General features: G+C 43.6%; 9 protein-coding genes. 7 read left to right on the plus strand and 2 right to left on the minus strand.

All coding sequences use genetic code 11. From position 1 onward, the window contains the following. Nucleotides 1-7: 7 nt before the first annotated feature. The 7 genes from aroB (at nt 8) to FTT74_RS11000 (ending at nt 11,062) form a co-directional block, all read left to right on the plus strand. Nucleotides 8-1,087 (plus strand): 3-dehydroquinate synthase, encoded by a 1,080-nt coding sequence (gene aroB, locus FTT74_RS10970; RefSeq protein WP_178868293.1) that lies wholly within the window; start codon nt 8-10, stop codon nt 1,085-1,087. A gap of 10 nt (nt 1,088-1,097) precedes the next feature. Beyond that, entirely contained in the window at nt 1,098-1,943 is an 846-nt protein-coding gene (locus tag FTT74_RS10975) for a hypothetical protein (protein WP_179989028.1), read from the plus strand. Nucleotides 1,944-2,511: 568 nt separating this feature from the next. Continuing rightward, a complete protein-coding gene (gene gltB, locus FTT74_RS10980; protein WP_179989029.1) occupies nt 2,512-6,987 on the plus strand; it encodes a glutamate synthase large subunit in 4,476 nt (1,491 codons plus the stop codon). A gap of 91 nt (nt 6,988-7,078) precedes the next feature. Continuing rightward, nucleotides 7,079-8,500, plus strand: coding sequence for an FAD-dependent oxidoreductase (locus FTT74_RS10985; protein ID WP_179989030.1), 1,422 nt, complete (start codon nt 7,079-7,081; stop codon nt 8,498-8,500). Between the two features lie 291 nt (nt 8,501-8,791). Continuing rightward, on the plus strand, nt 8,792-9,382 hold the full coding sequence (locus FTT74_RS10990; RefSeq protein WP_019836149.1) for a LemA family protein: 591 nt from the start codon (nt 8,792-8,794) through the stop codon (nt 9,380-9,382). A gap of 19 nt (nt 9,383-9,401) precedes the next feature. Further along, nucleotides 9,402-10,508: a YgcG family protein gene (locus FTT74_RS10995; protein ID WP_179989031.1), complete on the plus strand. Its 1,107-nt coding sequence runs from the start codon at nt 9,402-9,404 to the stop codon at nt 10,506-10,508. Further along, a complete protein-coding gene (locus FTT74_RS11000; RefSeq protein WP_179989032.1) occupies nt 10,502-11,062 on the plus strand; it encodes a TPM domain-containing protein in 561 nt (186 codons plus the stop codon). The genes FTT74_RS10995 and FTT74_RS11000 overlap by 7 nt, the downstream gene beginning before the upstream one ends. Nucleotides 11,063-11,312: 250 nt before the next feature. On the opposite strand, the gene FTT74_RS11005 is transcribed toward FTT74_RS11000, so the two are convergent. Together FTT74_RS11005 and FTT74_RS11010 are read right to left on the minus strand one after the other, a co-directional pair. Beyond that, nucleotides 11,313-11,819, minus strand: coding sequence for a hypothetical protein (locus tag FTT74_RS11005; protein WP_179989033.1), 507 nt, complete (start codon nt 11,817-11,819; stop codon nt 11,313-11,315). Then, nucleotides 11,816-12,862: an ATP/GTP-binding protein gene (locus FTT74_RS11010; RefSeq protein ID WP_154320259.1), complete on the minus strand. Its 1,047-nt coding sequence runs from the start codon at nt 12,860-12,862 to the stop codon at nt 11,816-11,818. Before FTT74_RS11010 ends, FTT74_RS11005 begins: the two co-directional genes overlap by 4 nt. Nucleotides 12,863-13,388: the final 526 nt, after the last annotated feature.

Consider the following 13,388-nt stretch of genomic DNA (forward strand, 5'->3'; position numbering starts at 1 on the left):
CTTTTTCATGCAGACTTTACACGTTGAACTTGGCGATCGCCGTTACCCAATTTTTATTGGCAGTGATCTTCAGCCCCAAGAATTACTTGCACCTTATATTAAAGGTCAGCAAGTCATGATTGTGACCAATACCACGGTTGCACCTTTGTATTTAAGTCATTATGTGACGGCTGTTGAAGCACTGGGCAAGAAAGTGGCAACCTGTATTTTGCCTGATGGAGAAAAATACAAAGATATTCAGCATCTCACCCTTATTTTTGATGCCTTGCTGGAAGCTGGTTTTAACCGTGATTGTACGGTGCTGGCTTTGGGCGGTGGCGTGATTGGAGATATGGCAGGTTTTGCTTCGGCAAGCTTTCAGCGTGGGGTGTACTTCGTTCAAGTACCAACTACTTTACTGTCACAAGTTGATTCCAGTGTCGGTGGCAAAACAGGGATTAATCATCCACTGGGTAAAAACATGATTGGTGCATTTCAGCAGCCCCAAGTGGTGCTGGCCGATATGTCGCAACTGAATACTTTACCTGAGCGTGAGTTGTCTGCAGGCCTAGCCGAAGTCATTAAATATGCGCTTTTGGGTGATGTCGAGTTTCTAGAATGGCTTGAAACGCACATGGAAGCATTAGTGGCGCGTGATCCTGCTGTACTGGCAGAAGCGGTATATCGTTCATGTGCACATAAAGCGCGTATTGTTGCCAATGATGAAAAAGAGCAAGGTGAACGCGCTTTATTGAATCTTGGGCATACTTTTGGGCACGCAATTGAATCTTATTTGGGTTATGGTGAATGGTTACACGGTGAAGCTGTTGCGACAGGGATGGTAATGGCAGCCGATTTATCACAGCGTATGGGCTGGATTTCTGCCGAAGATGTAGAGCGTACAAAAAATATCATTTCTCGCGCCAATTTACCGATAGTATGTCCGCAAATTCCACTGGATCAGTTTTTGGCTTATATGGCACACGATAAAAAAGTGCTGAATGGTCAATTACGTTTGGTGCTCATGAAGCAATTGGGTCAAGCCATCATCACCAAAGAGTTTGACTTAGAATTGATGAAACAGGCGATTTTAGCCAATCAAGCATAAAAGGCAGCATATGACAGCACTGCGTACACACTGGCAAAAAATTCAACAGTCAATTTGGTTGCTGGGCGCGGTGCTGTGTTTATTGGCGGCACTGATTTTTTGGGCGGTGACTGACCGTGAAGAACTGGTTGAAATTGAAAAACAACCAGAGTCTGAAATTGAATTACAAATTCAACCCGAAAAGGTTGCTGCAACCACCTATTTGGGTGGCTTGCAAGAAGAAGTCCGCCCTTTGGAACTCACCACGCGTTTAACGGCTTCTGGTTTGCATGAGGCTGAGTTTCGCGGTACTAAATTTATTCAGGAACAAAAAAATAACAGCACGATTGAACTGTTTCGAGTTAATGATGAAAATATCATTAAAAGTTTTATTAAAAAGCAAACAGATCGTAGCAAGCTGTTTTATATTCGTTTAAGCGGTGAGGGGCAGGCAGAACAATATGTGATGTTATATGGCAGTTTTGGCAATAAACGTGACGCTGCACAGACCTTGACCGCACTGCCATTCAAATTTCCTGAAACGATTCAGCCTGTTGTGGTGCAATTTGCTGACTATCGTCCTTATGTCAATGACTTAGGGGCGGATGAAATTGGATTGAGCACCAAATTATATGCAGTAAATTTACGTCCTGCAGTTGTGCCTAAAATAGATGAAAGTGCTTTGGCACGTCCACCTGCAACCACAACGACTGCACCGACTACGCAGGCAGTTGCACCGCAAAATAGTACTACCAGCACTACAATTACCCGCCGTGATCAGGAGGGTAATGTCGTTGATGTACAAAAATCACAAAGTGGTACAGCACCTGCTCAGCCAGATGCACCTGAACCTGAAGTGCGCGATCCTTTTAACTAATCATAAACACTTCCAATATTCTTTTAGCTCAAGTCGAGTCATTCAAATAGCTACTTGAGCTTTATCCTTTTTGTCTATTTTGGCTCAATTGCACCAATTTGATCTAAAAAAATTATTCTTCTCACTAAAAAATGCGTTCTAAAATGGCGCAGCATGGTGTATAAAAATAATGAAATGCACAAAAATAGTGCGAATTTGACTTAAAAATGTGATCTGATTTTACATTTTTAGGATTAAAGCTGAGATTTGGCTCATGTGCGAATAAAAAATAAAGTTGGCATTGTTTTTGCTTTTATTGGTGCGTGAATTGAGTTGTTGTCCCTATTTTGGCGCAAAAAAGATTCAATGATTGTGCGAAACTGTCAAATTTGCCTGCTACATTAAAGTGTAAAAGTTGCGTAAATGATGAATCGGTCACTCAGGCTTTTTAATCGGTATTCATTGAAATAAATGTGTGACATTTCATTTACCCAAGGTTGATGTTTAGAGTTGTAAATTGAGTTAAATCGCAAAAACAGATTGTTTAATTGGCCCAATTGGGCAAGTAAAAGAAGGGTACGCTATGCACATGCCATCGCCTAATACTGTAGCTCCCGCTCAAGGTTTATACCAACCGGATGAGTTTAAAGATAACTGTGGTTTCGGTTTAATTGCCCATATGCAGGGTGATGCAAGCCATGATCTCGTCAAGACTGCCATTCATAGTTTAAGTTGCATGACCCACCGTGGTGGTATTGCCGCAGACGGTAAAACGGGCGATGGATGTGGTTTGCTGTTGGCGATGCCAAAGCAATTTTTCCGCGAAGAAGCAAAACGCTTAAGTGATATTACCCTGAGCGAAATTTTTGCAGTGGGTACGGTCTTTCTGAACCTCGACCCTGCCTTAGCGACACATGCTAAAAATATCCTGACCAAAGAAATTGAAGCAGAAGGCTGTAAAGTATTGGCTTGGCGTGTGGTGCCAACCAATAATGAGGCATTGGGCGAAATCGCCATGCAGTCTTTGCCTGCTTTTGAGCAAATTATTGTCAATTGCCCATTGGGTGTGACTGAAGTTGAATTTAACCGCAAACTATTTTTGGCGCGTCGTCGTGCCGAGCAGCAATTGACTGCTGATCCATATTTTTATGTGACCACGTTATGCTCAACCGTGATCAGCTATAAAGGTTTGATGATGCCTGCAGCGATTGCAGACTTCTATACCGACCTTGCCGATGCGCGTTTGGCATCACATATTGTGGTGTTCCACCAGCGTTTCTCGACCAACACCTTGCCACGTTGGCCATTGGCGCAGCCGTTCCGTTATTTAGCACACAATGGTGAAATCAACACCATTACCGCCAACCGTAACTGGGCAATGGCACGTACTCCTAAATTTGAAAATCCATTATTACCGGGTTTGACTGAGCTTACGCCAATTGTAAACCGTACAGGTTCAGACTCATCTAGCTTGGACAATATGCTGGAAATTCTGGTGGGTGGCGGAATGGATTTATTCCGTGCCTTACGCATGTTGGTTCCGCCTGCATGGCAGAACGTCGAAACCATTGATGCCGATTTACGCGCCTTCTATGAATTTAACTCTAAACACATGGAAGCGTGGGATGGTCCTGCAGGTTTGGTGATTCAGGATGGTCGTCATGCCATCTGTATGTTAGACCGTAATGGCTTACGTCCTGCACGTTGGGTAATCACTAAAAATGGCTACATCACTTTGGCCTCTGAAATTGGGGTGTGGGGTTATGAACCTGAAGATGTAATTTCTAAAGGACGTGTTGGCCCAGGGCAAATTTTGGTGGTGGATACCTTTACTGGCAAAGTGCTCGATACGCAGGATGTAAATAACCATCTGAAAAGAATGCGTCCTTACCGTGAATGGTTACGTGAAAATTCAATCCGTTTACAAGGTAGCCCAGAGCTTGAAGAATATTTGTGTGATCAAGGCTTAAAAGGCGATGCCTTAAAAGCCGCACAAAAAATGTTTATGGTGACCTTTGAAGAACGTGATCAATTATTGCGTCCAATCGCAGAAAGCGGTCAAGAAGCCGTGGGTTCCATGGGTGATGATACGCCAATGGCAGTATTGTCGCGTCAGGTACGCCATGTGTCGGATTATTTCCGTCAGCAGTTTGCGCAGGTGACCAATCCACCGATTGACCCATTGCGTGAATCGATCGTGATGTCTTTGGAAACCTGTTTGGGTCGTGAACAAAACGTATTTGAGCAAGGCCCAGAACATGCCGACCGCTTGATTATTTCAAGTCCTGTGTTGACCAATTCCAAAATGCACCAAATTCGCACTTTGGGTCGTAAAGGCTATGAAATTGCCGACATCGACCTGAACTATGCCGAAAATGAAGGTTTGCAAGCTGCGATTCAACGGATTTGCGAAACTGCTGCACAAGCGGTGCGTGAGGGTAAAACTTTATTGGTACTCACCGATAAAAAAATCCGTGAAGGTTACTTGCCTGCGAATGCGGTCATGGCGACTGGTGCGGTGCATCACCACTTAATTCAAGTCGGTTTACGTACCGATGCCAACATTATTGTGGAAACTGGTTTTGCTCGTGATCCGCACCAATTTGCAGTATTGCTCGGTTTTGGTGCAACTGCGGTGTATCCATATTTGGCTTATGATGTGATCAATGATTTGATTGCCAAAGGCGAGTTATTGGGCGATCCAGTTTATGCGCAAAGCAATTTCCGCAAAGGCATTGAAAAAGGCTTGCTCAAAGTCTTGTCCAAAATGGGGATTTCAACTGTTGCATCTTACCGTGGTGGTCAGTTGTTTGAAGCAGTCGGCTTATCTGCCGAAGTGGTGAATACTTGCTTTATTGGTGTACCGAGTCGTATTCAGGGTGCAACTTTTGCCGATCTGGAAAATGATCAGAAAAAATTGGCAGATACTGCATGGAAATCGCGTAAACCAATTGATCAGGGTGGTTTGCTGAAATTTGTATTTGGCAAGGAATACCATGCCTTTAACCCAGATGTGATCAATGCCTTACACAAAGCGGTGCGTTCAGGCAATTATGCAGATTTTAAAGAATATGCAGAAATCGTGAATAATCGCCCAATCGCAACCATTCGTGATCTATTCAAGTTAAAAACAGACCATTCAATTGCCTTAGATCAAGTGGAATCGGTTGAACAAATTTTACCGCGATTCGACTCTGCGGGCATGTCTTTGGGTGCGTTGTCACCAGAAGCGCATGAAGCGATTGCGATTGCCATGAACACTATTGGTGGGCGTTCAAACTCAGGTGAGGGCGGTGAAGACCCTGCACGTTATGGCACGATTCGTAACTCGAAAATCAAACAGATTGCTTCGGGACGTTTTGGGGTAACACCTGCTTACTTAACCTCTGCAGAAGTGTTGCAGATTAAAGTGGCGCAGGGTGCAAAACCAGGCGAGGGTGGTCAGTTACCCGGCGGTAAAGTGAATGGGTTGATTGCACGTTTGCGTTACTCTGTGCCGGGTGTAACTTTGATTTCACCACCGCCACATCACGATATTTATTCGATTGAAGACTTGTCACAATTGATTTTCGATTTAAAACAAGTCAATCCGCAAGCCATGGTATCGGTCAAACTGGTGTCTGAACCGGGTGTGGGTACCATTGCAGCAGGTGTCGCTAAAGCCTATGCCGACTTCATTACCATCTCTGGTTATGATGGTGGTACAGCAGCATCGCCATTGTCATCTATTCACCATGCAGGTTCACCGTGGGAGTTGGGTTTAAGTGAGGCGCATCAGGCATTACGTGTGAATGACTTGCGTGGCAAAGTTCGTGTGCAAACCGATGGTGGCTTAAAAACTGGTTTAGATGTGGTGAAAGCTGCAATTTTAGGTGCGGAAAGCTTCGGCTTTGGTTCAACCCCAATGATTGCCTTAGGTTGTAAATACTTACGTATTTGCCACTTAAATAACTGTGCTACTGGTGTCGCGACTCAGCAAGATCATTTGCGTCAGGAACACTATATTGGTGAACCACAAATGCTGATCAACTTCTTCACTTTCATTGCGGAAGAAACCCGTGAATGGTTAGCTGCACTGGGTGTTGCTAGCTTGAAAGACTTGATTGGTCGTACCGACTTGCTAGAAATTTTACCGGGTGAAACCGAAAAACATGCGCACTTGGATTTAAGCGCCTTGTTGGAATCGCACCCTGCGGCAGAAGGCAAAGCACAATATTGTCAGGTTGAAGGCAATGCACCGTTTGACAAAGGCGTCTTGGCTGAAAAAATGATTGCAGAGATGTTGCCTGCAATTGAAGCAGGTACAGGTGGCGAATATTACTTTAATGTGAGCAACTGTGACCGTTCAATTGGTGCGCGTATTTCAGGTGAAATTGCGCGTCGTTATGGTAACTTGAGCATGGAACATCATCCTGTCAAATTGAACCTTACGGGTACTGCGGGACAATCTTTAGGTGTTTGGAATGCAGGTGGTTTGCATATCAAACTTGAAGGTGATGCCAATGACTATGTGGGTAAAGGCATGGCGGGGGGACGAATTTCCATCTTCCCACCAAAAGGTTCGCCTTTCCAAACTCAAAACACAGCCATTATTGGTAATACCTGTCTCTATGGTGCAACCGGTGGTAAATTATTTGCTGCAGGTACGGCAGGTGAGCGCTTTGCGGTGCGTAACTCAGGTGCCTTCGCTGTGATTGAAGGTGCAGGCGACCACTGCTGTGAATATATGACTGGCGGGATTGTCACGGTATTGGGCAAAGTGGGACACAACTTTGGTGCGGGCATGACAGGTGGTTTTGCCTATGTACTGGATTTGGATAATGACTTTGTAGATCGTTACAACCACGAATTGATTGAGCTGAATCGTATTTCGACTGAAGCGATGGAAGAACATAAAGCATTCTTAGGACGTATTTTAGATGAACATATTGCCGAAACAGGCAGTGCGTGGGCGTATAAGATCCGTCATGAGTTTGATTTCTATAGCCGTAAATTCTGGTTGGTAAAACCAAAAGCTGCGAACTTGCAGACTTTGTTGAAAACCACCCAAGCAGATCCACAATAATCCACGACTCAGCATTCGGCAGATGTGGATAACTTTCGACTTATACCCAGTGTAAATGTCGCGTTATCCACATCCACCTACGGAGAAAGACATGGCAGAACGCCTACATAATGACTTTCAATTTCTGGATGTAGCACGCCAAGATCCAGAGAAAAAAGATCTCGATGTCCGCAAAAATGAGTTTGTGGAAATTTATAAACCGTTTACTGCAGAAGTGGCGGCCAATCAGACCCATCGTTGTTTGGGCTGTGGTAACCCATATTGTGAATGGAAATGCCCTGTGCATAACTATATTCCGAACTGGCTTAAACTAATTTCGGAAGGCCGTATTTTTCAGGCAGCAGAATTGTGTCATCAAACCAATACTTTGCCTGAAGTTTGTGGACGGGTTTGTCCACAAGATCGCTTGTGTGAAGGCGCATGTACCTTAAATGATGGTTTTGGTGCAGTGACCATTGGCAATGCCGAAAAGTACATCAACGATACTGCTTTTGCCTTGGGTTGGCGTCCAGACATGTCGCATGTGAAATGGACCGATAAAAAAGTTGCGATTATTGGTGCAGGCCCTGCAGGTTTGGGCTGTGCCGATATTTTGGTGCGTAATGGCGTCAAACCTGTGGTCTTTGACAAACGTCCTGAAATTGGCGGCTTGCTCACCTTTGGTATTCCAGAATTTAAAATGGAAAAAGACGTGATGAAACGCCGCCGAGAAATTTTTTCGGGCATGGGGGTTGAATTCCGTTTAAATACCGAAATTGGTACAGATATCACGATTGAACAATTGCTTGCAGATTACGATGCCGTGTTCATGGGCATGGGCACTTATACCTATATGAAAGGTGGATTTGCTGGTGAAGATTTAGATGGTGTTTATGATGCGCTGGATTTCTTGATTGCCAATGTCAACCGTTGCCAAGGCTGGGAAAAAGACCCTGCAGAATACATCAGTGTTGAAGGCAAAAAAGTGATTGTACTGGGTGGTGGGGATACTGCCATGGACTGTAACCGTACTTCTATTCGTCAAGGTGCGCAGCAAGTCACTTGTGCCTATCGTCGTGATGAAGCCAATATGCCAGGTTCACGTCGTGAAGTGACCAACGCCCGTGAAGAAGGGGTGAATTTCTTATTTAATCGTCAACCCATTGAAATTGTTGGTGAAAATGGTAAAGTCACAGGTGTGAAAGTGGTAACGACTCAATTGGGTGAGCCTGACAGTCGTGGTCGTCGCAGCCCAGAGCCTGTTCCAGGTTCCGAAGAAGTTTTAGCTGCAGATGCCGTTTTGCTTGCTTTTGGTTTCCGTGCCAGCCCTGCAGATTGGTTTGCCTCTGCCAATGTTGGGGTTGACGGTTCAGGTCGTGTAGTGGCAGCAGAACAGCAAACATTTAAGTTCCAAACAACTAACCCGAAAATTTTTGCAGGGGGCGATATGGTGCGTGGTTCTGATTTGGTCGTGACTGCAATTTGGGAAGGTCGTCAGGCGGCAGAAGGTATTTTAGATTATTTAGAGCTCTAAACGAGTTTGCTTTGCTTAGATCTAGAAAGGGCTGAGTTTTAAGGAATTCAGTCCTTTTTTAATGGATATTTTATCCAGCTCATCTTCATGTGGAATGTATTGCCATTTCTGATTCATATAAGGTTTAAGAGCTGAAACTTCAATATCAATTCTATCTGCTGTGCAAGGTTATTTTTTGATGTAAACAGTCTGGTGATATCTCCGATTAAACAAAATACACAAACAGGTCAGAATTTCACGTTAGAATGAAATCATTTCAAACAAGTACAAAGATAAGTTAGAGGTTAATTTATGAATTTCACAAAAAAAACCATGCTCGCAGTGGCTTTAACCAGTACTTTGACTTTAAGCGGCTGTGGCTATAACACCTTACAAGTGAAAGATGAAGCCGTGACTGCTTCTTGGTCAGAAGTCCAAAACCAATATCAACGCCGTGCCGATTTAGTGCCAAACTTGGTGAATGTAGTCAAAGGCTATGCCAAACACGAAGAACAGGTATTAACTGAAGTCACTCAGGCACGTGCCAATGTCGCAGGTTTAAAAGTGGATAAGTCGGTATTAGAAGACCCTGCGTTATTCCAGAAATATCAGGAAGCACAGGCGCAAATGACCAGTGCCTTATCACGTTTAATTGCGGTGTCTGAAAATTATCCAGACTTAAAAGCCAATGAGCAATTCCGTGATTTACAAGTACAACTAGAAGGCACAGAAAACCGTATTGCCGTGGCACGTAACCGTTACATCAGTACAGTGCAAGACTTTAACAGCTATGCACGCCAGTTCCCGCAAGTGATGACCGCCAAAGTGATTGGTATGGACACCAAACCAAACTTCAGTGCCGAACAAAGCGCACAAACAGCACCGAAAGTTTCGTTTGAATAACGCCTAGGAGGGTGTCTGGATGCTGCAATTGCACAGCAAGACCTGTATAAATCTAGTGCAGATGCTGCTGCTCATGGTAGTTATGTGTTTCAGCTGCTTGGCATATAGTGAAGTTGCCACTGCAACTGATGAAACCGCCGAAGCTGTGGTGCTAGGTAAAATTGTGCAGCAACAGCATCCTCAAAATGCAAACCCTATCCCTGATCTTGCGAATTCACGTCAGCCTACATCGAGCACTCAGCAAGCACCTGTAGGATCACCCGTTCAGCAACCACAAATTACCAATGATATGGCAGAGGGTGAATCCATCCGTGCTTTGCCGACCTTAAATCAGCCCGTGGTCGATCAAGCCAATTTGCTGACTGCCGCAGAAAAACAGCAAATCAGCCAGCGAATTTTAAATTTACATCAACAAGCCAAAGCACAAATCGGTGTGGTGATTGTTCCGACCACAGGGCAGGAAGATATTTTTGATTTTGCTATGCGTGTCGCAGAACAATGGAAACTTGGTTCTGCCAAGCAAGACAATGGTGTGTTGATGGCAATTGCGGTCAATGATCGTCGGATTCAGATTTTAACGGGGTATGGTTTAGAGGGTGTACTGCCCGATATTGTGGTCAGTCGTATTATTAACCAACGTATTACCCCGTATTTTAAACAAGCGCAATATGCTCAAGGTATTGATGCAGGCTTGGCAGAAATTGAACGGATTTTAAACTTAGACCCCGAAGTTGCCGCACAGGCTGCGCAAGAGCTGAAACAACGTCAGGAACAAGCCTTACACGAACAACAGGCACGTGAAAAAACCTTGAGCAGTGCTTTGTTTATTTTAATTGCAGGGGTAATTGGCTCACTGATTGTCGGAAAACGCTTAAGTGCTTCAACCGCTGCCGTGGCAGGAACAGTGGCAGGTTTGGTCAATGGTGCAGGCTTAATCACCAGTTTAATGATTGGTGCGGGGATTTTCTTTTTACTCATCACTGCCATTGCACAGACCATTTTCCAAATTTTCTTGTCCTCTGCGGGACGTGGTGGTGGACGAGGCGGTGGCGGTTTTGGTGGTGGAGGCGGTTATAGCGGCGGAGGCGGTGGCTTTGGTGGGGGAGGAGCATCAGGATCATGGTAACAACAACCGATACAACAGAAATTATTACCCAACCCAAAACAGAAATGGTAACACGACCCTGTTTAAAGCGTTGGCTGAAGCATTTCTTTTATTTGCCTGCCACCAAGCGTTTTTTTAATGCGCAGGATCAACATGCGATTGCAGAAGCTGTGACTGCTGCTGAACATGGGCATGTGGGTGAAATTCAGGTAGTAATTGAAGGTTGTTTACCCTCGCGTTTGGCGTATGCGTTAGATACTCATGCCCGCGCCCGTCAGTTATTTGCAGAATTGGGTGTTTGGGACACCGAATTGAATAGTGGAGTTTTGCTGTACCTGAATTTGTGTGAGCGCAAAGTGGAAATTGTGATTGACCGTGGGATTAAAACAGCGACCACGCAACATGTGTGGGATGACGTCTGTGCGCATATCGTGCAGGGTTTGGCACAGCAGCAGTATCGACAAGCAGTGATAACAGGTGTGCAAGAAATTGGTGAAATTTTGGATGTGTTTTATGACCGCCAGTTGATAGATCGTCAGAATGAATTGAGCAATGCGCCGATTATTTTGGGGTGAGGGTTGTTGGTGTTTTTCTCTTTTTTTAATTCCTCCCTTTTTTAAAGGGAGGTTAGGAGGGATTTGCGATATTGGCAGTTTTTACCATATATGGCTCATTTTTTTAAAAAATCCCCCTCCTTGCGCCATACATGGCTTAATCTTTTTAAATCCCCCTCCTTGCGCCATACATGGCTCACCTTTTTCAAAGGGGGAGGCTAGCACGAGTATATTTGGCTCACTTTTTCAAAGAGAAGCGGCAGTGTATGCTTTAACTCACGACCCAACGCATATCACTTTTTAAATTATCTTTGTTGACAACTTTTAAGTGTGCATCAATTGCTTTTAGTTTTTGCTTGAGTTTGGTGAGTATGTCGGCAGGTTCAATATATCGTTTTGCCAAAACTTGCTCTAAATGAAGCACGACTCTGATTTCTGACATTTCTAAGGCGTGTTGTGAAAATTGTTTTTCATTCACATCTATCGCATTGTATTTTGCTGCAACTAAGCCTGCGAGTGTATCCCGTACTTTTAGAGCGACAGCATCGGCAAGTTCACTGGGTTTAATTTTTTCTGTTTGCGGATGCCGATAATCTTTGACTTCAATCAGCCAAGTACAGCGTTGAGATTTATCAATATAAATAAAATCAACCGCTTTGATGCCTTCTGCGATTTTACAAAAATGATGACGATAAAAACGCCATTCGTCGTACTTGCTTAGCAATGAACCATCATCTGTTTGAAAGTCAAAATTTAAAACGCCTTCGGTGATGATCATGATAGGTCCATATATCGGTCAGATTGCTGCAAAGCTTCATCTAACATGACTAAGGTAGGTAAGTCTGTGAGTGCATCACCTTGTTCGATACTCACACTTTCATCTTCGGCTTTGAGTGCAAAATAACGCTGTGAAAAGCTTTTTTCATTTTTGGTTGAAGTAATGATTTCAAGTTCACGGAGTAAAAATAGAGAATGTGTGGCAATAAAAACTTGAACACCATTATTTGCAAGTGAATAAATCACCTCTGCAATGAGTTTGATTAGTTTAGGGTTTAAATTAGCTTCAGGTTCATCCCAAAATACATAACCATTTTCTTGCAAAACACCATTACTAATGAGTTGTGCCAACATGGCAAGTTTACGCAAGCCTTCGGAAACCAATTGCATTTCCATATTTCCAGCCGCGGACTTTAAATAAAAACGCCCACTTTTGTCTAAAAAAATCCGTCCGCCCATGGCATTTTCTAAAGGTTCTAGCAAGTCTGCAATTGCTGCCGTACGCCGTCCTTTGAGTTGTGGCACGTTTAAATGTACACAGGTGTCACGCCATGTTTCTTCAAAAGGGACGTAATGCATATCATATAATGCAACAAAGCCTGGGTAGATAGTCATCAGTTCGCGGGTAGGAATAAATAGTGCTTTGGTTGTGTTCCATTGTGCAGCTAAGTGTTCAATTTGTACGTCGCTTTGGGCATTTGTGGCAAAGTTGATACTGGTATCAAAAACAGGATCTTTAAAATGTAAAGTCAGTTCACAACGTGAACGCCCTTGTTTACGACTGGCTAAGCGTCCTAATGTATCGGGTTTAAATACACCTAGTAATTTGTCAGCATATGCTTTTTGTAAGTATGTTTTGGTTGGAGGGGAGTTTTGTTTACGACTTGCTTCTTCACTGGTGGCAATTAAGGAGTAAATGGCTTTCATTAAGTGTGTTTTGCCTGTGCCGTTTTCGCCTACAAATACGTTTAAACCTGCTGCAAATTGAAGCTGGTGCTCATGTGGGAAAAGCGTTAAATTTTTTACACTTAATTGTTTTAACATACCTGTCCTAATTGAGTGATCATTTGGGTATTTAGCACACATTGTGCCACTGCGCTTCTTATATGTGCAATCATCTGCGTCGTTTTTCTATTTATTTTAGATGTTATGCTTTGTGGCATATGTTCCTCCCTGAGTACAAACTTAAGCACGGCTTTAAGTTTGTGCGCTAGAAAGGGAATGCAATGAGGGTTCCTCTCTTTTGTAAATGGAGGTTAGGAGGGGTTTGCGATATTGGCAGTTTTCACCATCTTTGGCTCACCGTTTAAAAAAATCCCGCTGCTTGCGTCATATATGGTTGACTTATTTAAATAAATCCCCCTTCTTGCGCCATATATGGCTCACCTTTTTCAAAGGGGGAGGTTTTAAAAGCATGTTTGCACAATAAATCAATTTTATAATGGTAATACCCCCATTTTTAATTGAATTAATGGGTAGAAAATCTAAAGCCTTGTTATTGTTTAAAAATAGGTGGACAACCATTTACTGACATATGAGGTCGTTCATGATTATAAAAGTACTGCCAGTC

It is taken from the genome of Acinetobacter sp. YH01007 (genome assembly GCF_013420425.1).
GTDB classification, from domain to species: Bacteria; Pseudomonadota; Gammaproteobacteria; order Pseudomonadales; family Moraxellaceae; genus Acinetobacter; species Acinetobacter towneri.